Below are 26,513 nucleotides of genomic sequence, written 5' to 3'. Positions count from 1 at the left end.
GAAATCATAGCTGTCAATTTATGTGGCAGTTGATTAATTATGTTGATGCCTTTTTGGCATCGTTTTCATCACAGCAAAAACCAGGAAGACAAAGAATGGGTGTAGCACTATTATGAAACCTTATTTAGCTGGTTTGATATAATGAAAGAATTTTATTTCAATGATGAAAGAGTTCAATTCGAAGAAAAACCAAATATTAACAACTCAGATTTTATAAAAAACAGGGATGGGATACGCATTGATCTGGCAGCTATTTATATAGTACTCATGGAAATAAAATATAATAGCCTTTACATGGGGATTTAATATGATACATTTATTCCTATCACCTCATTTAGATGATGCAGCCTTAAGCGCGGGCGGTTTAATACATAAATTAGTTTCAGAAAATAAAAAGGTGGTTATTTTAACGTTTTTTACTGAATATGATAAATATCTTACTTCTCATGACTCACACGCTGTACGTAATGATAATATTAATTCATTTATGAAATCTTATTCAAAGCGAGTTAATGAGGATCTGGCTTTTTGCAATAAATTATCAGCGATTCCAATACATGGTAAAATTTTAGATTGTATTTATAGAACCGATCAATGCGGTGAACTGATATATAAAGATTCTGCTATGATTTATAGTGGTCAGGTACATGAATCAGATAATGCATCTGATATGGCCCAAGATCTCATCAATAAAACATTGTTAAATTATCAACCTGATTATATATATGCTCCTTTAGGTATAGGTCAACATGTAGACCACATCATAATAAATAATCTGGTATATAATATAAAAGGTTCTCGTAAATTCAAAATATTACTTTATGAAGATTTTCCCTATGTTTTAGGAAAATACCCTATTATTAATCCTGATAGTTTGGAAAGTGCTTTATTAAGAAATAACAAATTTAATAAGTATGCCATATTGGTGGATATTAATTTAAAAGAAAAAATGCAAAACATTCTCTTTTATGAATCTCAATTAGGGCCTCTATTTAATAATAAGTCAAATCTTTTAATTTCATTGAAAAAATATCATCACTCTATTAACAAAACCAAAGCTCAAGAACGCTTTTGGTTAATTTAATAAAGGATTTGCAATGAAAAAAATATTTATAATATACCATGATCTTTTCCTGAATGGATATGGTGGTGTAGAAACAGCATGTTCAAATTTAATGAATTTGATTGGTCGGGCTAACATTGGAATTAATTTTATTTTAATATCCCTAAATAAGAAAAATAGAATTGAAAGTCGTACTTGGTTATCTGATGCTAAGCATATCACCTTAGAGTCAAGCAGTTACGAATCTCGTCAGGATATTACATGTGAATTGTCTTTGATATTAGAAAGATTTCATCCAGAAATTATAATAAGTTTAGACACCACATCTTGCAATATTGCTCGGCTTTCTTGTGAAAAAATTAATTTCCCGGTAAGAACTTATTCTTGGCTGCATACCTCCATTAGGAATCCTACCTTACAGAAAATTAAAGACTTATACGGTGCTGACGAGCACCTTGTAATTAGTTCTGGTTTAAGAGATCAAATGTTATCCTTTGGGATAAAAATAGAGAAACTTCATCTTATTTTCAACCCGATCAAAATGAACTCCTTTATAATTCCTCAACCAAAACACATAACTAGATTCTTATATATTGGAAGAGTTCTTGCCTATAAATCAAAAAATTTAACTGAACTATTTTTAGCTCTTTCACAGTTGCATGGTCATTGGGAGTTACATATGATAGGTTCTGGTGAGGATGAAGATTATTTAAAAGAATTATCTTCACAACTTAATATCAATAACAATATTATTTGGCACGGTTGGAAAGAGCAGCCATGGAAATTTGTTATGGATAACATAAAGGAAGTATCAGCTGTTATTTTAACATCGAAATATGAAGGTTTTGGCATGGTATTAGCGGAAGCAATATCCTATGGTATCTATTGTATAAGTTCAGATTGTCAGTGTGGTCCGAGCGATATTATTAATAATTTAAATGGTCAGCTTTATCAATCCGGTAGTATTCCTGAGTTGTCTAAAAAATTACAACTCATTATTGACGAATATAAAATAAGAGATCATCAAGCAATAAAAAATTCTATTGCCTTTCTTTACGAAGATAATTTCCTGCTAAGAATCACTAAAGCTTTATCTGTATTAGCTTAGATCTAATGTACGACAGTGATTAGTTCAAAAACGCGTTGCTATCTATCTCTAGTCAAATCGGAGGATTGGCAGCAGAATATGGCATCGTTTTTCCGCAACGCTCTGCTGCCTGAAGCACTTGAGGATGTAAATAATGAATTAACTGCTATCGCACGCAGGGTTTTGAAACAACTCTATGAAGACTGGCTGATACTGATTCAACAAACAAAGGAAATAGAAGGAACCCTAAAGTCGCATTCATTGCAAACGGCTCAGTGGCAGCAATGCGGTATTTTAATCTAGGGTGCCAGAGCAGCCATAAAATACATGTAATCGTTATAACTTGAATGGAACGGAGTTGTCTCCTGAAGAATACAGGCTTTTCTTCACAGTGGTTAACAACTCCTTTAGGCTCGTCGTTAAATAGGTGGAAAATGCTTCTTGTCCTACACTTCTGTCGTATATAGGTGCGGGTATAAATCGTCTCATCTCGTTGTGAAAGTGACCAGAAGCAACAATAATTTCAATCGAGTCGATTCTGGCTTGAAGCAATTCTTCAAAGTTATCAAGCTGATAATCTGATACTTTTCTTTTAATGAGTTCTATGTCTGGTGTTGTATTTTGCTGACTTAACCATAATAAATCCCACATATCGCGGTATCGAATGTGAGATGTAGCGGCAGGGAATGCTATCAGCTTATCGGCCATGATTTCAGGCAGGGTTTCGACAGACACAAGGACATCAGCATATCCGTCGGGTAACACCGAATAATTTCTCGTCAATGAACGGGGAGTGTTTGTATACGCAGGAATATTGGCGATTTCTATTTTTATGCGCTGTTTTGGCAGGTCTTTACGTTCAGGCGCAGTAGTGACGGATATTTGCCATTTATCCACTTTTACTTCTGCATACTCCGGTTTGTTTCGTAGTTCATTCGGTTCCTTTACCGTGACCTCAAGCCCATATCGTACACCCAGGTATTTCTCGACACATTCTTTGATTCTACTCAAATCAGCCGAACAGAAACCACGTCCACCAGCAAAATCCAGATCTTCGCTAAATCGGTTAGAGCCGTAGCAGAGCCTTAGCGATGTATCACCCTGAAAGGTAATCTCCTTGAGTAAACTGTCCTTAGAAAGACAAAACAGGATGTCATAATGCAACAGTTCTTTTTCTACAACTGGCCTTAGGTTTGCCAGTCTGTCCTGTTCAATGACTTCATCGACAATGGCGTTAAAGTTAACGTGGCTAGACATAGTTGAGTTCCTCCAGTTGAACTAAATGCATATTCCTCCCCACTCTTTTTTGGTCACGCAGAGCAGTCTCTTTTTTTGCGATACGTAGAGGGCCACGGCTTTCTAACGTTGCCTTCAGAATTTCGCTAGGCTCTCTGCTGGTGTGGGTGATTTCAATGACTCCCCACGATGTTTTAAACTCCCCAGCTCTGCCAGTAGACATGATTGTCAGGCGGTCGATTGGGATTTGTGAGATGAACCCATATTGAGATAAAGCTGACTCCAGGCTGATGTAATTATATTCGCCTCGTCGGATATTTTTGGCGATAGTCTCCAGGGGATAACTTCCCATGCTGGCCCGCGTATAGATATAAACCCCTTTGGTAATGCGAAGTAACAGTCCGGCTTTGGTGAGGCGATCAATAGATTTTTGCAATGTCCGAGAAGTCTCGTCAGCAAAGATGACTTCCAAATCCTGTAAAAGGAAAATGGCTCTTCCCATTTTGCTGAACTTATCTAATTTGTTAATTGCTGTGAGCCTATCCATTTTATTATCTCTATTGTAAAACCCCTTTAAAGGGTGTTTTGTGTATAGATATTCATCATGACAATTATTTGTGTACATAAAAACCCCATTTCCGAGGGGGTATGTAAAAAGGAGTTAAACCTGATGCCCTCCTCTTCGGAGAGCATTTGTTTACCCTTTGTTTTTGATACTGTTGATAAACGTTTCTCGTGCCGTTGAAGATCCAAGGCGTTCCGCTTCATCCAGCAATTTGAGTGCTTTATCAATATTGCCGTTATTAATTTCCTTTTTAATTGCGTCATTGAAATAACGTTCTGTATCACTCAGGACCGGTTTGACTTTTTGCGGAGTAGACGGCGTTACGGTGGTTTGGGTTGGCCCGACAATAACGGGTTCTTGTACCGGACCTGAGAAAACCTGACCAATCGTAATGTTGCCAGCGTTTTGTTCTGATCTTACTTTCAGCTTCAACGTACCTGTTTGCGTATGGCGGGCAATAGGATCGGGAATAGCGGGAACGGCATTTCCGACTCCTTGAGCGTAAGCTTTAGCTGGATCAATCATTTGTGTGGATTTCTGCAAATCGGTACGCGTGGTATAGACCAGTACATAAATTTGCTGTTGTCCTAACGCGGGCGTCAGTTTTAACGTGCCTTCTAACCGATCTGTAGACATGACACCAGGACGTTCATACGGGAAATAACTATTTGGATAAAATGCAGCGGGGCGTAATCCTTGATCAAATACTAAAACATTGGGTGCGTAAACTTGTTTATCTTGTACCAAACTGCTCAGTGTAATATCCAGTGAGCCTCGGTTTGCTGGCAGCGCGAATGCGGCTATCGGCCCCTGAATCTCTCCCTCATTAAGATGCTGCGATTTGGCATTGAGGATAATAGTCTGTGTATTGTTAGTGTTAATCGGTTGCCAATTTAGTTTTTGTAATGCCACTGTTGATAGGGAAGGAGCAGCAATATCTTGGGTCGTCGTTGCCTGAGTTGTTGTAACGGATATTGCATATCCTGTCAGAGGAAACATGCTACAGAGTACAGCACTCAGACAAAATGAGAGCAGTTTGGTTTTCATTTTTTACCTTTTTCCGGTTGAAAAAAAGAGACTGATACCCATGGGCAAAAGGCGTATCAGTCCAAAGCGCTAATTAGTGACTAAATAACTTTAATAACTTGAAATTAAAGGGTTTTAACAGTATTACCACCAAGCTTCGAATTGTGCACCAAAGGTAAATTCATCATCATCACCACGACTGAATTTGTGCATTGCTGTATCTCGATAGGCCACGCCATGAATATAACCGTCTTTTTTGCCCGCATAACCCCATTTTTCATCCCATTTTGCATAGGTAACGAATAGGCGGATAGCTGGACGAGACCAGATGCTATCACCCGCCTGCCATTGCTGGGCTAATGTGATTTTGTATTGATCATTGGTGTCATTGGTACGCTGGGATTTTACATTATCGTAGCCAATGTCTAGCAGAGTACTCATGGTCTGCGTCCACTTGTACATCGGACGTACCCCGACCGTATACCATGTGTTGCCATTGTTGTTATCACGGTCAGTATCCTGATACATCGTTACATACATCAGATCCCATTTTTCTGCGAGATTAATGGCCCCGTGATTTAGAATACGTAACATATAACCGTCATTGTTTACGCTGGCACCTTCAGAATGACCACTGTTGGAGGAGGTCATAGAATCGGTTGCGTACTGAACGACAAATTTGTTAAAGCCTCCTAACATGCTCTGTGTATGCTCGGCGGTAAACATGAAACCATCTTTGGAAGCATTACGGTCAAGCTGGTAGTGGTCTCGTGCATTGGCGCGCCCATAGTCAAAACCAAGTTCCAGACTACCGCCTGGGTTAACTTCTAAGCCAGATAGACGTATATCGTAGACATCATTGGACGTGGGGATTTCGTCACGCTGACCAGCAATCCAGCCATGAGAACCGCCAGATTCGGTATTGCGGGTAACAGCTAGAGAGAGCTTGCTAAATCCGAGGTCAATATCTTGCAGGCCCGCGCCCGGACCAGAGATATCCCAATAGTAGAAATCGATCATATGCACATCGTGGCGCTGGTAAAAGCGTTTACCTGCCCACAATGTTGAGCCGGGTAACCAGTCGATGACGTTCTTCGCTTGGACATTGACTTCACGGAAGGCTGGATCGGTAGATTCCCAATCATTTTTTTGCGCCACGGAATAGGCGACGTTGGTATCGAAGTAGAAGCTCTTATCGCCGTCTTTCCACAGCTCTTGACCTAGCTTAAGTTCAGCATAGGTCTCACATTCATTACCTAAACGATATTTGCTCTGTGCACCGGTGCTTTGGAAACACTGTTGCTCTCCGCCGCTGCCGCTCCAACCAATACCAGAGCGGGCGTAGCCATGGAACTCTACGGCTGATGCCTGAATGGACAGTAATCCAGCTATAACCGTTAGTGAGATAGGTAAGATACGCATTGATTTCATCAATTATTCTCCTGTCGTTTTTTTAATTGGCTCAGGCTCAAACACCGGGTTCTTTATGCAAACGCTGACATGCTGTTCCGTCTTCCCGGAATAAATGGCAGCGGTGGGGTGGCAATCCGATGGTGAAGGTCGATCCTTCTTTCACGAGCACAACATCAGTCTGGCGATAAACCAGATTCTGATGAATGGCTGGGATTTCAATGTGAACTTGGGTTTCATTCCCTAACTGCTCGACAACTTGTACTATGCCTTCCAGCGTGACATCGGCGATATCACTTGGCAGAAGGTGTTCAGGGCGTATTCCCAGAGAGACATTGCTGCCTACTTTCACCCCCCGGCTTTCTACGGGCAGCCAGATTTGCTGGCGATTCGGCAAAGTAATCTGCACCTGATCAATAGCGGTAGCCGTGACTTTGACTGGCAGGAAATTCATTTTGGGTGAACCAATAAAGCTGGCAACAAAGCGATTAACCGGGTAATGGTAAAGTTCAAGCGGTTTGCCGATCTGGGCAACATCTCCGCCATCCAGTACCACGATTCTGTCGGCCAGCGTCATGGCTTCAACCTGATCGTGGGTGACATAAATCATCGTGCGTTGCAATCGTTTGTGCAGGCGTGAGATTTCAATACGCATTTGGACACGCAGTGCAGCGTCGAGGTTGGAAAGAGGTTCATCCAATAGAAAAACACTTGGCTCAGCAACCAGAGTACGGCCAATAGCAACACGTTGACGTTGCCCCCCGGATAAGGCTTTAGGACGGCGATTAAGCAGATGAGCGAGTTGCAACATCTCTGCGATTTGCTTTACGCGTTGCTGAATATCACTTTTTTTGGCGCCAGCCAGCTTCATACCGAACGACATATTGTCGGCAACAGACAGGTGGGGATACAGTGCATAAGACTGAAAAACCATCCCAACGCCACGCTTGGCGGGTGGAACATCGTTCATTCGTGTGTTATTGAACAACAAATCACCGGAAGTCACATCTTCCAGACCCGCAATCATTCTTAATATTGTTGATTTTCCACATCCTGATGGGCCGACAAAAACGACGAATTCTCCTTCCTGTATCTCAAGGTTGATGTTCTTGGAAATAATAGTTTCACCATAAGCCTTTGATACATTATGTAATGTGACGCTCGACATATGCTCCCCCGGGCTATCACCGCAATCCGCGGTGAAAAACAATAGATCAGAGTGTGTGTAAGATAACGGGTGAGTGAATCCTCCATACCTAAGTTTTTTATGGGGGAGGAGTTAGGAGGATGAGATAAGTGTTGCTGAGGTGGTTAGGTATGAGCTGCGGGATAAAGTGTGATCTTTACTACAAAAAAAGATGCCTCTTTTTGTGGTCAACAACACGGTTCTGCTGTTTTTGTAATACAGATCACACCCATCTCCGTCGGGGCGTAGAACGGGGGAGGATGAGTCTTTCTATTGTTGGCTGCACACTAACCCCTCACTCTCCGCTAATGTAACAAAACAGTTCACCCTGAACCTATTCAAACTATAAAGTAAAGGATGGAATGATGACAAAAAGAACCTTGAAAGTAGGCGCTCATACTCTGGCGCTTTCTGCCTTAGCCACACTCGTGTTGTCTGCCTCTGCTTTTGCAAAAATAGAGGAAGGTAAGTTGGTTATCTGGATCAATGGCGATAAAGGCTACAATGGTCTGGCGCAAGTCGGTGAGAAATTTGAAAAAGATACGGGCGTCAATGTTACTGTTGAACATCCAGACAAGCTTGCAGAGAAATATTCGCAGGTTGCAGCAACCGGTGATGGTCCAGATATTATTTTCTGGGCACATGATCGCTTTGGTGGTTACGCACAGTCTGGTTTGGTGGCAGAAATCACTCCGGATCAGAACTTCAAAGATAAACTATTCCCGTTCACTTGGGATGCTGTGAGCCACGACGGTAAATTGGTTGGTTATCCTATCGCGGTTGAAGCCCTCTCTCTTATCTACAATAAAGACTTGGTGAAGACACCACCAAAAACTTGGGAAGAGATCCCAGCTCTGGATAAGGAACTCAAGAGCAACGGCAAAAGTGCCATTATGTTTAATCTGCAAGAACCATATTTCTCTTGGCCGCTTATTGCTGCTGATGGGGGATATGCTTTCAAGATGGAAAACGGCTCATATAATGTGAAGAACGTCGGGGTTAATAAGGCGGGTTCCAAAGCAGGGCTGAATTTCATGTTAGATTTAGTGAAGAATAAGTCTCTGAACGCAGATACCGATTATTCTATTGCTGAAGCCGCATTTAACAAAGGTGAAACGGCTATGACCATTAACGGTCCGTGGACATGGTCTAACATCGACAAGAGCAAGATAAATTATGGTGTCGCGTTGTTGCCGACTTTCAACGGTCAACCGTCTAAACCGTTTGTCGGTGTATTGACGGCAGGTATCAACGCCGCTAGCCCGAATAAAGAGCTGGCGAAGGAGTTCCTGGAAAATTATTTGCTTACTAACGACGGTCTGGAGATGGTGAATAAGGATAAACCGTTAGGGGCTGTGGCACTGAAATCCTATCACGATATTCTGGCTAAAGACCCACGCATTTCTGCCACGATGGAAAATGCTAAAAATGGTGAAATCATGCCGAACATCTCACAAATGAGCAGTTTTTGGTATGCCATGCGCAATGCCGTTGTGAATGTATTAACTGGACGCCAGACTGTTGATGCCGCATTAAGTGATGCGGAAGCCCGTATAACTAAGTAACTTGGTAACTTGTGAGTGCTCTTCTTTTTTTGAAGGCACCCTCTTTCCTGCAACCAGTAAGGATGCCTGCTTGCAGGAAGCTTGATTAAGCTATCCGCAAAGTTGTTATGTCGTAGTAAAAAGGAAGAGCATTATGTCAGCGACGCTCGAAAAAACATCATGGTGGCAGCATTCTGCTCTGAAATGGTTTGTAGTGAGCTTGTGTATACTCTTTACCGGTTATTTGGTGGTATTGATGTACTCACAGGGAGAATATCTATTCGCAATCCTGACACTCGTATTGTTAGGAACGGGTATTTACGTTTTCTCCAACCGCAATACTTATGCCTGGCGCTATACCTATCCGGGTATAGCAGGAATAGGATTGTTTATACTATTTCCGCTTATTTGCACTATTGCCATTGCCTTTACCAACTACAGTGGTACCAATCAACTGACTTTTGAACGTGCACAATCTGTCCTGATGAGCCGTCAGTATCAGTCAGGGCAAACATTTACTTTTAAGCTCTATCCAAAATCAGAGCTGTGGGTTTTGGCACTGAACGTGCCAGACCAGACTAAGCAACTGGTGTCTGAGCCGTTTGCGTTGTCAGCAACGGAAGAGATTACATTGCATGTGTATGAGCAGGACAATATTCAGGACAGTGAAGCGGCGACATTGCGCATTATCACCCAGAATCGACAGGTACTGAACCGGCTAGTGGTTGTTTTGCCAGATGGTAATCAGCTTAGAATGAGTTCGTTACGTCAGTTCTCTGGTGTACACTCTCAATACTCCCTTGGGGAAGATGGTGAGGCCCTTACCGACAATCAAACAGGTACGCTTTATCGCCCCAACATGGATACGGGTTTCTATCAGTCTGTTGATGCAAAGGGAAAATGGGGAAATGAAACTTTAACGCCAGGATTTACTATTTCCATCGGTTGGAAAAATTTCCTGCGTGTGATACAGGATGACGGGATTCAGAAGCCGTTCCTTGCCATTTTTGTTTGGACAGTTGTCTTTTCTCTGTTCACTGTCGTGCTTACGGTTGCTATTGGCATGATTCTGGCTTGTGTTGTGCAGTGGGAAGCACTGAAAGGTCGTGCTATTTATCGCATACTGTTGATTTTGCCTTATGCCGTGCCATCGTTTATTTCTATTTTGATCTTCAAGGGGTTATTTAACCAGAGTTTTGGCGAGATCAATCTGTTACTTAGTGGCCTATTCGGCATTAAGCCTGCCTGGTTCGCCGATCCGACGATGGCGCGAACCATGTTAATTGTGGTGAATACTTGGTTGGGATATCCCTACATGATGATTCTCTGCATGGGGTTATTGAAAGCAATACCTGGCGATCTCTATGAGGCATCGGCGATAGATGGAGCAAATCCATTTCAGAACTTTTTAAAGATTACTTTTCCGTTGTTGATTAAACCGTTGACGCCGCTGATGATTGCCAGTTTTGCTTTTAACTTCAACAACTTTGTTCTGATTCAGTTGCTAACTCTTGGCGGGCCAGATCGTATTGGCACCACGGCGCCAGCAGGCTATACCGATTTACTCGTGAGTTACACTTATCGTATTGCTTTTGACGGTAGTAGTGGTCAGGATTTTGGCTTGGCTGCGGCGATTGCTACAGTTATCTTTTTGCTGGTTGGTGCATTGGCGATTATTAACCTGAAAGCCACCCGTATTAAATTTGACTAAGGAGGGAATGAAATGGCAATGGTTCAACCCAAATCACAGAAATGGCGTTTGTTAGCGACACATTTGTTGATGTTAACCTTTATTGCCATGATCTTATTCCCGTTGCTGATGGTTATTACTATCTCCCTGCGGCCGGGGAACTTTGCTACGGGCAGTTTGATCCCGGAAAGTATCTCTTGGGAACATTGGAAATTGGCACTTGGCTACAGTGTGGTATCACCGGATGGCCGTGTTACACCGCCCCCTTTCCCGGTTATGCTATGGCTCTGGAACTCTGTTAAGGTGGCCTTTATTACCGCGGTAGGTATCGTTACCTTATCAACGACCTGTGCCTATGCCTTTGCCCGTATGCGTTTTCGCGGTAAAAGTACTTTGCTGAAAGGCATGTTAATTTTTCAGATGTTCCCGGCTGTACTTTCCTTGGTGGCGTTATATGCCTTGTTTGACCGATTGGGGGAGTATATACCGTTTATCGGCCTTAATACCCACGGTGGTGTGATCTTTGCTTACCTGGGCGGCATTGCGTTGCATGTCTGGACGATTAAAGGTTATTTCGAAACCATCGATGGCTCCTTGGAAGAGGCTGCCGCACTTGATGGCGCGACACCGTGGCAAGCTTTCCGTATGGTGCTGCTACCGCTTTCGGTACCGATTCTGGCTGTAGTGTTCATTCTTTCCTTCATTGGTGTGATTACGGAAGTGCCTGTTGCTTCGCTGCTTCTCAGAGATGTGAACAGTTACACTTTGGCTGTGGGGATGCAGCAATACCTTAACCCACAGAACTATCTTTGGGGAGATTTTGCCGCCGCCGCTGTGCTCTCGGCACTCCCGATTACCCTCGTTTTCTTGATTGCTCAGCGCTGGTTAGTCAGTGGTTTGACCGCTGGGGGAGTAAAAGGCTGATTGTGACACTTATCAGGGTGAATCCCTTTAATCTCAATCGATTAAAGGGATTCACGGAAGTATCAATTATTGCTGGTGGTGAACTTGACGATTCAATTGCCATGACAGGAGATCGGTAAATACCTGCCAACGTTTGAACTGCTTGGTTTGGTCTTCTGTCATTGGCTGGGGTTCACCGAGTAATAATCCCGTTTGATTTGCCCACGGCCGAAACTCACCTTTGCCAATCATGATATAGGCCCCTTGTGGTGTAATCGTGACTTCTGGGTTATATCCTTGACACCAGATAGGATCGAGATGTTCAGCCAGCAAATTACAGCCGGTACGATAATAAGCAGTATTTGATAAGCTTAAATGATAGAGAGTGGGCCAGACATCTTTATGGCTGCCCACTCTGGACGCATCAAAAATCGTATTCTGGCGATAAGCGGATGGTACGTAGAGATAAAATGGTACACCGTGGCCGATTGCCAGTTCATGAGCATTTGGATAGCCGATACCTCGTATATTATGGTCACCGGTTGCGGCAATGATGGTATGGGTAGCAAGTGACTGAGATTTGACCCAACTGATAAACTGTCCTAATTGATCGTTGGCATAACGCAGAGTATGGAAAACCTCCTGTAACTCATCACCACTAGCTAGATGATTTAAGCGCTGCTTCTCTATATCGTTCAGCGTAATATCTGTTTTCTTATAGCCTTCTGGTGACTTATACGGTGGGTGATGGGTCGTAGACAATGACATAATCAGAACATGTTCCCGGTTCTTTTCTGCCTGAGTTAAACGCTCTTCAATATAACGGAACATAAACTCATCAGGTATACCCCAGGTATCGAATTTGGCTTCTGGGTAGCGTTTTTTCAGTCCATTCTGATCCATAAATTCACTGACGCCTAGATTTGGCAGGAACTGATTCAAATTACGCCATGCGCCGTTACCTGATGTAACGAAAATGATTTTATAACCGTTTGCCAGATAGGGCTTAAACATATTACTGGTGAAGTCGATATTTTGGGCTGCGGACTGACTAATTGCACTGTTCGGGCTGCGGATAAAGAAACGGCTTAAACTGTCAATGGTGCCATCTCCTTCGGAAACGAAACGTTCAAAACGCCAATCATTTTGCCAGTGTTGGCGCAGGGTACCAAAAACATCAAGATCTGGACGATCGAGGCTTTGCAGGTGATAACCCATACTCTCCATGACGTTAAATATTACGTGAGGCGGATTTTTTTGAGCCGTGGGGTTATGGGTGGTTTTAGCCATAAACGGTGACAGACTGGCGGGAGTTGGTTTATCCAGAAACTGGTTTAATAATCTATCACCTTGTTCATCGGTTGCTGCTGGGAAATAGCTGTTTTTGTAATGATCATTAAAGGCCCAGTTTAGAGCCATCGGGCCATTAGGTGTCAGCATGTTAAGCATTTTAACTTCTGAAACCTGTGTATTGGATTGACGTAATGGGAAGGTACCTATGGAGCCGCGCATCCCAACGAAGCAGATAGCTAGAATAGCCAGCGTCGCTATAACAGAAGTTGGCAGATTGGTTTTGCGCTCTATGCGTTGGATAAGGCAGCGTTGCCAGAGGAAACAGAGCCAGAAAACGATAACTGCGAACAGAGCTAAGCAAAGCAAGCCACGGATGATAGGGTAGTCATTCCACAAGGTATGTAGTACGGCTGTCGTATCATCTTCTACCAAACCGAAAACAAAAATATCGATCGACCGTTCATAAGTGGCATAGTAATAAACATTGCCTACAGTTAAAGCCCCAACCAATGTATTTAATACGGTTGCTAGCCATGGCCAAAAACGCTGCCATATGCTGAAGCTACTTTTATTAATCGCCAATAAACTGGCAATTAGCAGACAGGGAACGAACAGCAGACTGGCAATACGGATATCAAACAACCCGCCAATCCAGAACATTCTTTCTACATCCAGAAAGGAATCTGCAAGGAATTGATGACTGCCATAAGTGAAGAGAAGGTAGATTCTTCCTGCCATTTGTGTTGTTACAGTTAACAACCAGGGCAGTAAAAGCGCGATAAAAGCCTGTTTAAATCTGCAAAACCACATAGTGCCTTCTTAATAATAGATTGGTAAGAATAATTTGATATTTTGTTGATAAAAGGGGCTGCTTGGAAAACGGAAAATATTCCACGTTAAGCTTGTTTTTTATACAAACTGATATTATCTAATATGACTACCGATTTTATCTATTTCGTTCCATTCCATCAGAGTAAGTCTCAAATCTGCCGCCCCCAGATAATTAAATCTATTCTAATATGTTATTTTATCCGATGCGCTGTAAAACCCCGTCCTTTGGAGGATGTCAATGGGAACAGCACCTTCCATCCTATGGTTGGAAGCTGGTGAAGTTAAGCTGTACCGGAAAAGAGAACCCACACGTTACATCAGATTTCCTCTTAACACACCACACACATTGGTTTACCTGAAACTGGCTCGGGATGAATTTCCGCTTTAATGCTGAATACCCGCTGTAATAATTCTGGTGTCATAACTTCTTCGGGGGAGCCATGAGCGATAACCTGCCCTTGTGAAAGTAGCACCAGGTGGTCACAGTACCGGCTGGCCTGATTGAGGTCATGCAGTACCGTCACGACGGTTTTTCCTTCGCTGTTCAGTTCACGTAGCAGCTTCATCAATTCCACCTGATGGTTGATGTCCAGGTACGTAGTGGGTTCGTCGAGTAGCACCACTGGCGTATCTTGGGCCAAAACCATTGCCAGAAAAGCACGTTGGCGTTGCCCGCCAGAAAGGTCAGTAATGCGTTTATCGGCAAGATGGCTAATCTGCGTTTTTTCCATTGCTTGTTGTACAAGGTGACGATCCTGATGAGCTAAACGCCCCCAGAACGTAAGCCAGGGGCTGCGTCCGTATGCAACCAGTTCACGGACAGCGATCCCTTCAGGTGTGAGAGGGTGTTGCGGCAAAAGCGCCAGATGTCTGGCGAGTTTGCGTGAGGAGAAGTGTGCCAAAGGTTCATTATTTATGGTTAACTTTCCAGATAATGGTGTTAATAGCCTTGAAAAACATTTCAGTAATGTCGATTTTCCACAACCGTTGGGGCCGAGTAGCGCTGTGATTTTCCCAGTTGGAAGGGTAAGCGACAGGTCATTCAGAATGCATTTCTCACCGTAGCCTGCGGATAACTTTTCTGTAGTCAGTTGCATTTAGCGCATCCTTACTAAAAGCCAGAAAAAATAAGGGGTGCCAATGATGGCGGTCAGTACGCCTGCGGGTAGCTCCATCGGTGGATCTATGGTTCTTGCCAGCAAATCGGCTAGCAGTAGAACCAGCGCCCCCGTAAGCATGGATGTTGGTATCAGCCATCGATGCCGCCCTCCCACAAGCCTGCGAGCGAGATGGGGTACCACGAGGCTGATAAAGCCAATCGGCCCGCAAACGGCGACGCCTGTTGCGGCAAGTGCTACTGCCAGCATTAGTCCCCAGGATTGTACGTGTAGGAGCGAAACGCCTAGTGTGCTGGCGCTGTCATCACCGAGTGCCAGTAAATCTAAATCGCGACAAAAGCGTAAGCTGAGTGGCATCAGTATCATCAATACCGGTAGAGCTATAGCTACAAACTGCCAGTCGCGTCCCCACAGACTGCCTGTCAGCCACAGAAGCGCGTTGTTGATATCCTGTGGACGTGAGAGCATCAGGTAGTCGGTGATGCTTGTCCAGGTAGCTGAAAGTGCCACGCCAACTAATGCAAGGCGCAGCGGCGAAGAAGGTCCGGCAATCGCCCGTAGTAGGATTAGTGCGGCCATTCCACCACCAAAAGCGAGTAGCGGAAGCCACTGCACTGGCAGAGAAGGGAAAAGGATCAGCGTGCTTACGGATGCCAGGCTTGCTGCATGATTTACTCCCAGTACATCGGGTGAGGCCAGTGGGTTACGAACAATACCTTGAACCAGAACGCCGGAAAGTGCCAGCGCAGCGCCTACAGTGATGGCCAGTAAAATACGCGGTAGGCGGTACTGCGTTAGCACAAAGTGGTGTTTGTTACTGGGTTGCCAGCCGTTTATTAGTGCTTCCCAGGGAAGCGGTTGTGCACCCATGCGTAGCGCCAATACCAGTGTAATCACCAGCAATATCATCAAAAGTGAGATAACTTGACGATTCATGTTCGCCTCCTTGCCAACCAGACAAAGCAAGGAGCACCAATCAGAGCCAGCACTGCACCTGCTGGGAGTTCTCCGGGCCAAGCCAGTGCACGGGCCAGTAAATCCGCAAGTAACATAAATACCGCTCCCAGCAACATACACATTGGTAGTGTGCGGCGCAAATCGTAGCCAACCCAGAACCGCGCCAGATGTGGTATTAGCAGGCCAATAAATACGATCGGACCTGCAACGCTGACACAGGCCCCTACCAGAATCAGTACTGCCAGATTGACGAAGATACGCAGGTGCGTCAGGTTCACGCCAAGCGTATGGGCACTAATATCGCCAGCGTTGAGCAGGTTAAGCGATTTCGCCAACAACAAAACCACAGGCGCAGTGACCGCCACGAAAGGAAATAGTTGCCAGAATTCAGGCCAACGGACATGGGAGACTCCACCCGCCAGCCAGTAGAAAATGCCGTAAGCATGATCTTCGGCAAGCAGTAGCGTAATACGTGTCAGTGCCATACATAAGGCAGATAAGGCAATGCCCGCCAGAATCAGACGGTTACGATCGTGTTTTTGTTGCCAGTTGCTACTTGCGGCCATCACCATCATCCAACTGATTCCACCGCCGCAGGCTGCCACTAGGGAAATGGAATATCCGGCCAGCTGTGTCGGACTGAAAGCGCTGACCAGCGCTATTGTCAGCGCTGCACCACTGTTAATTCCCAATAAGGAGGGTGAGGCTAGAGGATTATGGGTGAGCGTTTGGAGTAATGCACCGGCCAGTGCCAGAGCTGCGCCGAGCAAAATGGTAACCAGACTGCGTGGTAGCCGCAGATTAATAACCAGCGCTTCCGGCAGCGTCGGTGTATGACCGGGTACCAGCGCCTTGAGTGCACTGATAGCGGGAATGGGAATAGCGGAATAGCAAAACAGGCTTAGCCAAAATGCACTAAACAGTGCAACCAGCGGCAATCCCCAAAGCCAGACCGGATGATGGCGGCGTCTCATGGTGTTTCATTAACCGGCTGATGATGGAAGATTTTTACCGCATCACTGCCAATGCGTTCAGCGGCAAATATCCCGCGCATACGTGCCCAAGTGTTACTATCTACCGCTGCTATCTGATGTTTGTGCTGTGCTGTCATCATCTGCCACAGCGTATCTTGTTGCCAGCGTTTCACGATGCTTTCCTGGCGATAGTGGGCCACGATAAGCCAGTCAGGATTGAGTGCCAGCAATTGTTCAAGGCTGAGAGAAACCATTGCCGCGTGGTTAACTGGAGTGGGAACTTTCAACCCTAATGCGGTTAAGACGCTGCCGGTATAGGTATCGCTGGAGTGCAGGTTAAATTGCTGTTCGCGCGAGGTGCCAAAAGCCACACTGACACCTTGTGGCAACTGACTGGCATAGCCTTTCATGCGTTCATGATGTTCTGTCAGTCGTTTCTGCATCTCGCTATCTTTCCCCATCACTTTGCCGATGATTGCGGCTGATTGCAGGTTTTCTTCATAGGTTTCGTTGCGGGACTTCAGCAGCAGCACCGGGGCGATACCCTTGAGTGCCCGATAAATCCCCGCGTGGCGTTGGCTGTCTGCAATGATGAGATCAGGCTTCAGTGCGCTGATGATTTCAAGGCTTGGCTGAGCGCGAGTGCCTGTTGATTGCCAAGGTTTAATACGTTGGCGAACATCTGCGAGGATGCGCTGTGGATCGTTGTCATCGGCAATACCCACCGGGCTGATATTGATGGCGGCCAGCGCATCAACAAACGACAGTTCCAGTACGACCACGCGCTGAGGAACGGTATTGAGGGTAAAACTGCCTTGTTCATCCTGTACCGTAACTGCAAAGACGCGTGTCAAGTTGGTGAAGAAAAGCAAAGCGATAAACATAACTCGAATCAGGGCAGACATAACTTAAACTCCAGAAATAGCAAAGCCGGGCAATGGCCCGGCGAAAGGATTAACGTAGCGTCAGAACTTCAGTGAACCCTGCATATAGAGCGTGCGCGGTTGCCCGGCGTAGATGCCTTTATTGTTATCGTCATAGGAACGGGTGTAATACTCGTGGTCGAAAATGTTTTTCACCCCAAAGGCCAGAGTCAGGTTAGCCACCTGTGGGCCGAAGTCATATGCCATGCGCGCATCCCACAACATAAAGCCAGGAATGCGACCGTTGCTACCATTGGCGCTTTCTTTTATGGTATTAGCGTTATCAGCAAACTGGCTAGACTGGAATTCGCTGTTGAGGTTGAAGGTCCAGTTGCCAGGTTTGTAATCCATACCAAATGTACCTTTATGTTTCGGTGAGAACGGCACTTGATTCCCGTAGGTATTGCCTTGTTCACGAATTTCCGCGTTCACATACGTGTAGTTGGCGTAAACCGAAACGTTCTCCAGTTTGGGCGTAAGCTCGGAAAGATCGTAACGAGCCTGAGTTTCCAGCCCGGTGTGTCGGGTTTTTCCACGTGCCGTAACAGTATCGTTAGTCTGGTTGGAATCGTACTGATTGTTGAAGTTAATCAGGAACAGTCCCATTTCCGCAGTCAGAGCGCCGTCGTCGTAGCGGGTTCCGACTTCCCAGGTTCGCGCTTTTTCCGGTTCTACATTGCCACTTTTCACCGCCTTGCCAATTTGGCTGTACTGTACGGTACCGAACGAGCCTTCCGTATTGGCATAAAGATTCCAGCTGCCAGTAACGTGATAAAGAACATTGAGTGCAGGCAGCGGCGCATTGTAGCTTACTTCCTGGCGGGTACCTTTCAGGTTGTTGTTTTGGATGGATTTGATATGTTCGAATCGTATCCCTGGCGTAATGGTCCAATTGCCGATATCAATGCGGTCGTCGATGTACCAGGCATGTGCCTCGGTGCTGGAGCGGGTATTACGATCATAAGGACTCGACGTGCTGGGTAATTCGCCGCTGCTAGTGGCGGTGTAATAACGCATTTCGTGACTGGCTTCATTCACGTAACGGTAGCCAATCCCAACCTCATGGGCTGAAGGACCTAAATTGAAGAGCTGGCTATAGCGCGGCTCAATGCTGCGTACCCAGTATTCGCGTGGGGAAAGGGTAATGCGCTTGCCCTGTTCAAGATAACCGCTGCGCAAGGTATGGGTATATAAGCTTTGAATATTGAATTTGTGCTGTTGGTCGGGCTGATACTGATAGCTGAGGCTGGCGAGCTGACGGCGGCCCCAGAAGCGATCATATGGGCGAGTGGATTGCCAGCGGTTGGCATCGTAATCAGCGCGTGAAAGGCCACCGGGCATATCAGCTCTGCCATCGTAATATTGCAGTAAGCTGTTGAAGGTATGCACTTCATTGGGGGCATAGCGGCTTTTGAGCATCACATCGTCAATGTGCGTGGTGCTGTGCTCACGCCAGTCACTGCCGCGAGTGCCGGAGTAGAGAAGTGCCGTGCCGAAACCGTTATCTGCTGTACCGCCAATCATCAAATTATGGGTTTCTTTCGGATTATTTTGTGAAGATGTGGGGCTAAGTTGGCCTTCCACACTTGCATCAATACCAAAATCCTGTGGGATAGCGCGGGTCACGAAATTCACCACCCCACCCACGCTTTGTGGTCCGTAGCGCACAGCGCCACCGCCGCGTACCACGTCTACGGCGTCCATATTGCCGAGAGATACTGGAGCCAACGACAGCTGTGGCTGGCCGTAAGGTGCGAAGGGTACAGGAACGCCATCCATCAGAACTGTAGAGCGGCTGGCAAGACGTGGGTTCAGGCCACGAATGCCGAAGTTCAGTGCCAGGTCGTGGCTACCGGTACCGTTGTTTTCTGGTGCGCTGACGCCCGGCATACGGTTCAGCACTTCACGCATTGTTGTTGCGCCTGTTTTAGCAAAATCTTCACGGCGGATGACATCACGTGCACCTGCATGTTCAAACACGTCAGTTTCACGCGCACTGCCTAACCAATCGCCTACCACGGTCAGCAAGTCTTTCTGTGGAACAGGGGCAGATTCGAGCGTGAACGTGTTATCACCCAACGTTTTCACCTGCAAATCAGTACCGACCAACAAGGTGTTCAGCCCATTGGTGATGGAGTAATTGCCGTGTAGGCCATTACTTTGTTTACCACGCGTTAAACTGGCATCTACCGAAAGAGTGATACCTGCGCGGGTGGAATACTGATTGAGAACTTTATCTAGTTCGCCTGCATTAATGTCATAGTGTGCGCTAGCGGGTTCCACCGCAGCATACGTGATCCCTGAGGTTAGGCAAGCCACTGGTAACAGGCTCAAACGAATCGCCATTACCAGCGGTGTTGCTTTGTGAAGCGCGCGCAGTGGCCGTGCACGTAAAGGCATCATAACGTCTCCATAATCATTTTGTTGCTGTATCTACTTACTAAGTCGAATGAGGAGGTAAAAAGGGACAATTGAAAATGATTATTTTTTACGTTAACGCTTTTTAAGCGGGTAGAACATTCACCCAATAACGGGTAATGTATTGAATCTTAACAGGAAGCGTTTTTTCTATGACAGTTAATACCGTATCGGTATTTTTTATCGGGAAAGTGCCGCTTAACCGTAGTGAGGCGACAGTTGGGTCGCAGCGCAATACGCCGTTACGATAGCGGGCGAGGGTCATTATCACTTCACTCAGTGGTTTATCACTGAAGCTTAGCATCCCCTGCGTCCATGCGTTATCTGCGGTGATTGCTGTTGTCAGTTTGCCAAAATCGGTGGCGCTGAATTTTAGGCTTTCACCTTGACGCACAATATGCTTACGGTCAGCACCGGTTAGTCTCACCTCTACGGCATGTTGCTGCACGCTGAGTAACGTGGTGTTGCTTTCCTGACAAACCGTAAATTTGGTACCCAGTGCGGTCAGTTGTGCATGGCGAGTTTGTACACGTAACAGCCTTGCTTCGATATCGTGCCCGGTGGTGACAGCAATTTCACCATACCAGAGATGAACCAGACGTTGCAGAGGGTCAAAACGAACATCTACTGCACTGTCGGTATTGAGTGTCAGCAGTGTGCCATCTCTCAGTCGATGATGCTGAATATCTCCTTTCGCAGTACGGTAATCGGCCCGCAGACCCTCTCCTGCTTCTGAACACCACAGTTGCCAGCTACCGCTAACCCCTAGTAGCAACAATATGCCTTTCATCGCCCTGCGACGTGACAGGTGTGTTTCTTGAAGTGCGCGGCTTGCCATATTGCCCGGCACCACTAGCATCTGGTTACGCAGATTTTCTACCTGTTGCCACGCCCACTGATTATCTTGATGCTGTTCGTACCAGCGTTGCCATTTTTCAGTTTGTAGCGGACTTACTTGATCGCTGCTCAGTACTGCATACCAATGTGATGCCGATTTTAAAGCCTGACGACGAGAATGGGTCAACGTGGTGTTCATATCAGAGTTCATGCTCCAGGCGAAACAGCAGACAGTGCTCAGTGGCTTTGGCCATGTATTTTTTCACGGAACTGACGGACACATTGAGGCGTGCAGCAATGTCGCTGTAGGTCAGATTTTCGAGCTGAGACAGTAAAAATGCTTGACGCGTTTTGCTGCTCAGGCCATCGATCATCTGGTCGATTTGCTGGAGCGTCTCAAGCTGACACTGACGAATTTCCGGCGAGGGCATTAGCGCCTCGGACTGTTGCGCGAGCAGTTCCAGATAGGCTTTTTCCAGCGCGTTACGGCGAAACAGATCGATCATCACCCTTTTGGCGATAGTGCAGAGGAAAGATTTTGGGTCGCGAATTGTCTGTAGCGAGTCGCTGGTTATCACACGCAGGAAGGTATCCTGTGCTACATCGTCGGCGTCAAAGGACGATTGCAGTTTGCGCGTGAGCCAGTTTTGCAGCCAGCCATGATGTGCGCCGTAAAACGATTCAATCGTCAGCTCCGCAGAAACAGCAATGTAGTTAGACATAGTTTCATAATATCAAAAGTAAATAATCACGGCATCATATTAATGTGAGAATGGTTATCATTACAATCTTTCTTGAAGTTTTTTATTTGGTGTTAATGTGACGTCGATTCGGGTAGTCGTGAGACTTATTCTCTGTTTCTCAAGATGTTGGAGTATAAACACTGTATTTGTCAGACTTTGGTATCTATGCGTATTACACCTAATTTGATCGCCGATTCCAGTTGTATTCTTCTCTCAGTCCAGATTTGTTTGCCATTCCACGTCAGGCCAGTATTCTCAGTATGTAAGGTCCCTAGAATTGATAAATGTGTAGAAGAGAATCATTACAGGTTTGCTGTCATAATCGGTATTCTGGTGGTGTACATCATGCAGTACACCACCTTTTTGTACACAATTAGCTTTGACGCCGGCTCTTCAAAGCTTCTGTTTCCTTAATTAACTAATCAATTAATCTGCGTTGTTTGTTGTAGCAATTCATTGGCAACCGAGAAATATTTGCAGCCAGACCAGATTTCTTTGCTGCCGACGATATAGACTCTTTTCTGCGCACGGGTGACGGCGACATTCAGTAGGTTAGGTTTAGAGGATGCCCATTTAGTTGCACCGCGCTTTTCAGTAGACAGTCCGAGTACGAAGATGACATTTTTTTCCTCTTTACCCTGAAAGGTATGGACGGTGCCGATTCGCTCATCTAGCCATTTATTTCGTCCATTGATGGGGGATAACTTTTCTTTTAGAAAGCTGTTTAGTTCCTTCTTTACGTGTTTAAAGGGGGAAATGATGTAAGCATCCGGCAGCTTTTGATAATGATCAATATAGGCTTGTAGCATGGTCAGGACATGTTGGGCTTGCTCGGGAACAAAATGTTTGCCTTCAGTGCAGCCCCGTACATCAAACCAACAACTTGGACCCCAGAAAAACGTCTCATCACTCCATGGATTATCCAGACCGTGCAGCATTTTGTTGTTGTAGGCGATCTCATTAGCAATACTGAACATAGGTTCATCACAGCGGCGGTGGACGCGTAACGGGCTTCCCAACCATGTATTTTTAGCGATCTGCTCTGTGCCGTAAGGATTTACTCTGTCTGCTAGGTTCTGTACTGACGTTATGGTCGGAGACCATAATTTCCATTGTTCACCGAGTTCGCGCTTGGCAATACCTTCAACAAAAGCGGGTGGAATGGTAAATACCGGTTCAATCTGTAATGGATCACCTACGACTATAGCTCGTTTTGCTCGCCATAGCGCTCCAACAGCTTGCTGAGGAGTTGCCTGGCCTGCTTCATCAATGAACAGCCAGCCAATATCCCCGTCATCTAGTGCGCTGAACTGACGAGCCACAGAGGCAAACGTTGAGGATACTACCGGGACGATCATAAACAGCAATTGCCACAAGGCTTTGGCGGCCTGTTTGTCTGCTATGCTGCCGTTAATCACATTCATGATAACGAGTAAGGAATCTGAGAGGTGGCACTCTTTGTAAGCGGCGGCAAGCCATGCCTGATGTAATTCAAGGGCTTTTACAGTAAGGCGGTTTCTGGCTTCATTCAACGCTGGGCATTGACCAAAAGCAGTGCGTTGAATGGCAGGAGCTTCCAGATCAGTATCTTGTCCGGTAAAAAGTACACTGGCATATTTCTCTTTAAGGATCATGCAGGTTTGTTGTTCGCTTTCCAGCTCGGCCTGTAAGTGTTCCCATGTATATTGATCTTTTTGATATTGTGCTTCCGTTTTATTACGGCGTATCGTCAAACCCGTAATGATGGCCCGTAAACGGCACCTATGCCTGATGCGCAGGTCCCACCAATTGATTTTTCTTTGATGAAGTTTTGCCAGGCGCGTATTCAGGCAAAGGATACGAAACCGTTCACGTTCTGCTTTCTGTTGCTGAACTCGGCAGTTTTCTTCTAATATGGGCAGGCCCTCCAGTTTTTTTAGTTCATTGAGAAGTATCTCAAGATCCTTTTGAGCTTGTTGAAACGCGTTCTGCGCCTGAGTAAACGAGGCGGTAGCATCAGAGCTATTTGCTAACTGTTTAATGGCAGCGGCCAGTGTACGGTATTGGTCGGCAGGCGGCGGGGCAATGCACTTTTCCGTTGTCTGGAAGATCGTCCGGGTACCAAATATCTCCCGGTTTTTTTGTTTACCCAGCGCAGCAGCAATCAGTCCCCAGCACTCTGTTTTTTCAGTTAAAGGAGTGATCTTATATTTATCCTGCCCGTCAGGCAGCTCATGAAAGGCCGCCAGTTTTTGCGCGACAGGTTTAAGGTAACTGATATCCTGCCAGGATTTTCCCAGACTTTTTATCTGGGGTAATTCCTGAGAAATATTCTCAACGGCTGCGTTATTGCTAGAAACAACAATCATTTCAAAGCCAGTGAGCGACGGTGACAAGCATTTAACGGTGCGTTGTTTGTCACCCGATGTAACCGTAATTTCATGGCTGAAAGCATCCGCAGCACTATTAAGAGCTGCCAGTACTTCTGCCCGTTTCACCAGATTGCTGGCAATAAGGTCACGAAGCATAGTTGTTTTTCCTGTTCCCGGCGGACCGTTGACAGAATAGAGGCCACTTTGCGCCAGTTCTTCCTCAATAGTGTTGATGGCAAATTGTTGCATCAAGCTCATGGAATGGGCGGTTTCGGTGGGCCAACGACCTAAGGGGAGTTTATTTAACCGCAACATTTCCAAGAGTAAAGGCTTACCATCAGGTTTCAGTAAATCCGGTTTTCTTTTTCCTGTGTCAGACAGATAACGTTCTAAAGGAGCATTAAACGTGAATCCGTCCCGTTTTATACATTCCATGATTCGTTCTATATCACGGATATAAAAACTGTTGAGAATCGTTATTTCCTTGGTTTCTTTTATTGAAGGAGTTGAACTTTCAGTTTTTAATTTATCGATATCTGTTTTCGCTATCTTCTTTAGTAAGGTTGATAGATGAGGTAATGAATTGATGTCCAGCTCAATATGCTTTGTACGGTTTTTTCTTTTCGCCTGAGTGAGCTTGATGTACAGGGCCGGAGTTGAGATCTCAGGGCTAAAGTCTGTCCACTCTGCCATCGATTTAAGAAATTCGATAATCTCATAAGTCGTCAATTTGGGAGGTAGCTCATATTGTTGTTTCAGGTTATCAGCTACTGCCATGACGTCGAGAAAACGCTGGCGCAATTTCTCCGTATCTTTTTCATATTCGCTTAGCGTAATGTTGTCGAGTCCGTTTTTTTCCAGTTGTCCTATAGCCCAGGTTACAGTGGAGAATGCAAAACTGTCTTTGTCAGCATATCCATCCTGATCGACATATAATGTAATAGAGCATGTCCGGCCTTCGTCCTGATTTTGTTCTTCTTTGTCATCGATGATATCTGGAAACGCACATTTGGCGCGCTCAAAGATTTCACTGCGATCGAAGATGCCGAAGTACAGCGTGTAATGATATTTTTTCGCAGGAGAGAAATTTTTCCCTGCGCGCCTTATTTGCTGAGGGTTAATCCATGGCAGGCAAGTGGGGTCCTGTAGCTCTTCTGGCGTTAACTTAATGACTCCTTCGGCTTCCTCTTCTAGTTCCTTTATATCTGTGGATTCAAAGAATTCGATTTTGTGCCAGTAATCCAGCACCCGGAGAGCCTGGCTACTATTGCTGTGTAAGGTACTACTACTGTGTAAGGTACTACTCTGATTTTTATAATCCATTGAGCGGAGATGTCCTGTCCTAATGATTTATGCTTTTAAATTATATTAACCTCTCTAATGAATCATGTTCAATCGGAAGATTTTGAAGACAAATCACTAAATTGTAAGGTGTTGTATAGATCGGCTCAGTAGTATATTGGTGAAATTTGCTCAAAGGGTAACATAACCAGGAATGCTGATATTGCGGTACCAACCTACGATAAATTTATTTGTGTTTTATGTAATTATTGTTAATATTATTACTTCGGAAAAAGTCTTTAAAAGATGAAATGAATAGGAGAGAAAATGAAGAGTAATTTTTTCTTTGTTTTATTGTTTTCTTTATTGTCTTCAGCCTGTGATCAAAAAGATTTAAACAGGGATTTAGAGCCAAATGGTAGATTATATCCTACGGGTGTGGTTATTTCTGATTTGGGTGAAAGATTTACTGATATTTCAAGTGATTTTGAAATTAAACAAAAATGGTTGAGGTCAAATGAAGAGTCGCCTGATGTTTTTGAAGTAACAATAATAGGTTATGTTAATAGCAACCAAGTAAATTCTGTAGAATACACTTACACACTATATTATGTTGACGGAGATTATGATATACACAATAAAACCGTTAGCTGGTTATGTAAGAGTTTGAAAAGATATTCAAAAAAAGAAGGATGTATTGATTAAAAAAGGATTCCTCAAATGTCTGAATTACTCTCACTAATGCGACTCTACAATTAATGTGTGCGTAGAGTGAGGGAATACGGGACAGTTAGGGTATATTTTCTGTATTGGTTGGGTTTTTTTATCTTATTTTTTATATCTTGTTTTAAAGATAGAAAATGGTGGCTATAATTTATCGATTTTATTATTGTCTCAAATAAATATTTTGTGTTTTTTCTATTATTTTATACCAAACAAATTTGTTTGGTAGGCGGATTCGACTAATAAGTGCAATTTTTCAGAAGGGCGGTCAGTTGCTATAGTAGGCATCTTTCCCGCCACAGGAAAATGCACAATGACCTATATACAACTGACCGAAACAGAAAGATACCCGAT

General features: G+C 44.9%; 22 protein-coding genes and 1 pseudogene. 9 read left to right on the top strand and 14 right to left on the bottom strand.

What is annotated here, in order from left to right:
* The 5 genes and pseudogenes from EAE89_RS20695 to EAE89_RS20675 form a co-directional block, all read left to right on the top strand.
* A pseudogene (locus EAE89_RS20695) lies at positions 1 to 116 on the top strand (IS630 family transposase); the annotation flags it as partial.
* Between the two features lie 25 nt (positions 117 to 141).
* The gene (locus tag EAE89_RS20690) at positions 142 to 306 is read left to right on the top strand and encodes a hypothetical protein (protein WP_214086517.1); all 165 of its coding nucleotides are present in this window, start codon (positions 142 to 144) and stop codon (positions 304 to 306) included.
* A gap of 1 nt (position 307) precedes the next feature.
* Positions 308 to 1,084 (top strand): PIG-L family deacetylase, encoded by a 777-nt coding sequence (locus EAE89_RS20685; RefSeq protein WP_054478070.1) that lies wholly within the window; start codon positions 308 to 310, stop codon positions 1,082 to 1,084.
* A 13-nt stretch (positions 1,085 to 1,097) separates the two neighbouring features.
* On the top strand, positions 1,098 to 2,171 hold the full coding sequence (gene waaB / locus EAE89_RS20680; protein WP_214086516.1) for a lipopolysaccharide 1,6-galactosyltransferase: 1,074 nt from the start codon (positions 1,098 to 1,100) through the stop codon (positions 2,169 to 2,171).
* Positions 2,172 to 2,249: 78 nt separating this feature from the next.
* Complete coding sequence (locus EAE89_RS20675) at positions 2,250 to 2,453, top strand: hypothetical protein (protein ID WP_054478067.1); 204 nt, start codon at positions 2,250 to 2,252, stop codon at positions 2,451 to 2,453.
* 33 nt (positions 2,454 to 2,486) lie between these two features.
* On the opposite strand, the gene EAE89_RS20670 is transcribed toward EAE89_RS20675, so the two are convergent.
* From EAE89_RS20670 to malK, 5 genes are all read right to left on the bottom strand, one after another.
* Positions 2,487 to 3,407, bottom strand: a complete 921-nt coding sequence (locus tag EAE89_RS20670; protein ID WP_054478066.1) for a nucleotidyl transferase AbiEii/AbiGii toxin family protein — start codon at positions 3,405 to 3,407, stop codon at positions 2,487 to 2,489.
* Entirely contained in the window at positions 3,400 to 3,933 is a 534-nt protein-coding gene (abiEi, locus tag EAE89_RS20665; protein ID WP_054478103.1) for a type IV toxin-antitoxin system AbiEi family antitoxin, read from the bottom strand. Before abiEi ends, EAE89_RS20670 begins: the two co-directional genes overlap by 8 nt.
* Positions 3,934 to 4,083: 150 nt before the next feature.
* Positions 4,084 to 4,998, bottom strand: a complete 915-nt coding sequence (gene malM, locus EAE89_RS20660) for a maltose operon protein MalM (protein WP_054478065.1) — start codon at positions 4,996 to 4,998, stop codon at positions 4,084 to 4,086.
* 123 nt (positions 4,999 to 5,121) lie between these two features.
* The gene (locus EAE89_RS20655) at positions 5,122 to 6,408 is read right to left on the bottom strand and encodes a maltoporin (protein WP_054478064.1); all 1,287 of its coding nucleotides are present in this window, start codon (positions 6,406 to 6,408) and stop codon (positions 5,122 to 5,124) included.
* Between the two features lie 37 nt (positions 6,409 to 6,445).
* On the bottom strand, positions 6,446 to 7,555 hold the full coding sequence (malK, locus tag EAE89_RS20650) for a maltose/maltodextrin ABC transporter ATP-binding protein MalK (protein WP_054478063.1): 1,110 nt from the start codon (positions 7,553 to 7,555) through the stop codon (positions 6,446 to 6,448).
* 383 nt (positions 7,556 to 7,938) lie between these two features.
* Between malK and malE the strand changes: the two genes are divergently transcribed.
* From malE to malG, 3 genes are all read left to right on the top strand, one after another.
* A complete protein-coding gene (malE, locus tag EAE89_RS20645) occupies positions 7,939 to 9,138 on the top strand; it encodes a maltose/maltodextrin ABC transporter substrate-binding protein MalE (RefSeq protein WP_149616811.1) in 1,200 nt (399 codons plus the stop codon).
* A gap of 133 nt (positions 9,139 to 9,271) precedes the next feature.
* Positions 9,272 to 10,828, top strand: coding sequence for a maltose ABC transporter permease MalF (gene malF / locus EAE89_RS20640; protein WP_214086515.1), 1,557 nt, complete (start codon positions 9,272 to 9,274; stop codon positions 10,826 to 10,828).
* A 12-nt stretch (positions 10,829 to 10,840) separates the two neighbouring features.
* Positions 10,841 to 11,731, top strand: coding sequence for a maltose ABC transporter permease MalG (gene malG / locus EAE89_RS20635; RefSeq protein WP_172909123.1), 891 nt, complete (start codon positions 10,841 to 10,843; stop codon positions 11,729 to 11,731).
* A gap of 66 nt (positions 11,732 to 11,797) precedes the next feature.
* On the opposite strand, the gene EAE89_RS20630 is transcribed toward malG, so the two are convergent.
* The 9 genes from EAE89_RS20630 to EAE89_RS20590 form a co-directional block, all read right to left on the bottom strand.
* Positions 11,798 to 13,813, bottom strand: coding sequence for an LTA synthase family protein (locus tag EAE89_RS20630; RefSeq protein ID WP_214086514.1), 2,016 nt, complete (start codon positions 13,811 to 13,813; stop codon positions 11,798 to 11,800).
* A 350-nt stretch (positions 13,814 to 14,163) separates the two neighbouring features.
* Positions 14,164 to 14,931 (bottom strand): Fe(3+) dicitrate ABC transporter ATP-binding protein FecE, encoded by a 768-nt coding sequence (fecE, locus tag EAE89_RS20625; protein WP_054478055.1) that lies wholly within the window; start codon positions 14,929 to 14,931, stop codon positions 14,164 to 14,166.
* Positions 14,932 to 15,888 carry a Fe(3+) dicitrate ABC transporter permease subunit FecD gene (gene fecD, locus EAE89_RS20620; protein ID WP_172909126.1) on the bottom strand — a complete coding sequence of 319 codons (957 nt, stop codon included), beginning with the start codon at positions 15,886 to 15,888 and terminating at the stop codon, positions 14,932 to 14,934.
* Entirely contained in the window at positions 15,885 to 16,883 is a 999-nt protein-coding gene (fecC, locus tag EAE89_RS20615; RefSeq protein WP_214086513.1) for an iron-dicitrate ABC transporter permease FecC, read from the bottom strand. The genes fecD and fecC overlap by 4 nt, the downstream gene beginning before the upstream one ends.
* Positions 16,880 to 17,788 (bottom strand): Fe(3+) dicitrate ABC transporter substrate-binding protein FecB, encoded by a 909-nt coding sequence (locus tag EAE89_RS20610; RefSeq protein WP_054478048.1) that lies wholly within the window; start codon positions 17,786 to 17,788, stop codon positions 16,880 to 16,882. The genes fecC and EAE89_RS20610 overlap by 4 nt, the downstream gene beginning before the upstream one ends.
* Positions 17,789 to 17,848: 60 nt before the next feature.
* A complete protein-coding gene (fecA, locus tag EAE89_RS20605) occupies positions 17,849 to 20,209 on the bottom strand; it encodes a TonB-dependent Fe(3+) dicitrate receptor FecA (RefSeq protein WP_214086512.1) in 2,361 nt (786 codons plus the stop codon).
* Between the two features lie 100 nt (positions 20,210 to 20,309).
* Positions 20,310 to 21,260, bottom strand: coding sequence for a ferric citrate uptake sigma factor regulator FecR (gene fecR / locus EAE89_RS20600; RefSeq protein ID WP_054478102.1), 951 nt, complete (start codon positions 21,258 to 21,260; stop codon positions 20,310 to 20,312).
* A 1-nt stretch (position 21,261) separates the two neighbouring features.
* Positions 21,262 to 21,783: a ferric citrate uptake sigma factor FecI gene (fecI, locus tag EAE89_RS20595; RefSeq protein WP_054478044.1), complete on the bottom strand. Its 522-nt coding sequence runs from the start codon at positions 21,781 to 21,783 to the stop codon at positions 21,262 to 21,264.
* 443 nt (positions 21,784 to 22,226) lie between these two features.
* Positions 22,227 to 25,478 carry a DEAD/DEAH box helicase gene (locus EAE89_RS20590; protein WP_054478032.1) on the bottom strand — a complete coding sequence of 1,084 codons (3,252 nt, stop codon included), beginning with the start codon at positions 25,476 to 25,478 and terminating at the stop codon, positions 22,227 to 22,229.
* Between the two features lie 285 nt (positions 25,479 to 25,763).
* Between EAE89_RS20590 and EAE89_RS20585 the strand changes: the two genes are divergently transcribed.
* Positions 25,764 to 26,141, top strand: coding sequence for a hypothetical protein (locus tag EAE89_RS20585; RefSeq protein WP_054478030.1), 378 nt, complete (start codon positions 25,764 to 25,766; stop codon positions 26,139 to 26,141).
* Positions 26,142 to 26,513 lie beyond the last annotated feature (372 nt).

Origin of the sequence: Photorhabdus heterorhabditis, from assembly GCF_018448905.1 — a bacterium.
Classification (GTDB): Bacteria; Pseudomonadota; Gammaproteobacteria; order Enterobacterales; family Enterobacteriaceae; genus Photorhabdus; species Photorhabdus heterorhabditis.
The sequence above is the reverse complement of the archived record's forward strand: the minus strand, read 5'-3'. Positions and strand labels throughout refer to the sequence as shown.

What these genes read in the sequence shown, in the direction of transcription:
- EAE89_RS20690 (WP_214086517.1), top strand. Translation starts at nt 142, where the DNA reads ATGAAAGAATTTTATTTCAATGATGAAAGAGTTCAATTCGAAGAAAAA.
- EAE89_RS20685 (WP_054478070.1), top strand. Translation starts at nt 308, where the DNA reads ATGATACATTTATTCCTATCACCTCATTTAGATGATGCAGCCTTAAGC.
- waaB (WP_214086516.1), top strand. Translation starts at nt 1,098, where the DNA reads ATGAAAAAAATATTTATAATATACCATGATCTTTTCCTGAATGGATAT.
- EAE89_RS20675 (WP_054478067.1), top strand. Translation starts at nt 2,250, where the DNA reads ATGGCATCGTTTTTCCGCAACGCTCTGCTGCCTGAAGCACTTGAGGAT.
- EAE89_RS20670 (WP_054478066.1), bottom strand. Translation starts at nt 3,407, where the DNA reads ATGTCTAGCCACGTTAACTTTAACGCCATTGTCGATGAAGTCATTGAA.
- abiEi (WP_054478103.1), bottom strand. Translation starts at nt 3,933, where the DNA reads ATGGATAGGCTCACAGCAATTAACAAATTAGATAAGTTCAGCAAAATG.
- malM (WP_054478065.1), bottom strand. Translation starts at nt 4,998, where the DNA reads ATGAAAACCAAACTGCTCTCATTTTGTCTGAGTGCTGTACTCTGTAGC.
- EAE89_RS20655 (WP_054478064.1), bottom strand. Translation starts at nt 6,408, where the DNA reads ATGAAATCAATGCGTATCTTACCTATCTCACTAACGGTTATAGCTGGA.
- malK (WP_054478063.1), bottom strand. Translation starts at nt 7,555, where the DNA reads ATGTCGAGCGTCACATTACATAATGTATCAAAGGCTTATGGTGAAACT.
- malE (WP_149616811.1), top strand. Translation starts at nt 7,939, where the DNA reads ATGACAAAAAGAACCTTGAAAGTAGGCGCTCATACTCTGGCGCTTTCT.
- malF (WP_214086515.1), top strand. Translation starts at nt 9,272, where the DNA reads ATGTCAGCGACGCTCGAAAAAACATCATGGTGGCAGCATTCTGCTCTG.
- malG (WP_172909123.1), top strand. Translation starts at nt 10,841, where the DNA reads ATGGCAATGGTTCAACCCAAATCACAGAAATGGCGTTTGTTAGCGACA.
- EAE89_RS20630 (WP_214086514.1), bottom strand. Translation starts at nt 13,813, where the DNA reads ATGTGGTTTTGCAGATTTAAACAGGCTTTTATCGCGCTTTTACTGCCC.
- fecE (WP_054478055.1), bottom strand. Translation starts at nt 14,931, where the DNA reads ATGCAACTGACTACAGAAAAGTTATCCGCAGGCTACGGTGAGAAATGC.
- fecD (WP_172909126.1), bottom strand. Translation starts at nt 15,888, where the DNA reads ATGAATCGTCAAGTTATCTCACTTTTGATGATATTGCTGGTGATTACA.
- fecC (WP_214086513.1), bottom strand. Translation starts at nt 16,883, where the DNA reads ATGAGACGCCGCCATCATCCGGTCTGGCTTTGGGGATTGCCGCTGGTT.
- EAE89_RS20610 (WP_054478048.1), bottom strand. Translation starts at nt 17,788, where the DNA reads ATGTCTGCCCTGATTCGAGTTATGTTTATCGCTTTGCTTTTCTTCACC.
- fecA (WP_214086512.1), bottom strand. Translation starts at nt 20,209, where the DNA reads ATGATGCCTTTACGTGCACGGCCACTGCGCGCGCTTCACAAAGCAACA.
- fecR (WP_054478102.1), bottom strand. Translation starts at nt 21,260, where the DNA reads ATGAACACCACGTTGACCCATTCTCGTCGTCAGGCTTTAAAATCGGCA.
- fecI (WP_054478044.1), bottom strand. Translation starts at nt 21,783, where the DNA reads ATGTCTAACTACATTGCTGTTTCTGCGGAGCTGACGATTGAATCGTTT.
- EAE89_RS20590 (WP_054478032.1), bottom strand. Translation starts at nt 25,478, where the DNA reads ATGGATTATAAAAATCAGAGTAGTACCTTACACAGTAGTAGTACCTTA.
- EAE89_RS20585 (WP_054478030.1), top strand. Translation starts at nt 25,764, where the DNA reads ATGAAGAGTAATTTTTTCTTTGTTTTATTGTTTTCTTTATTGTCTTCA.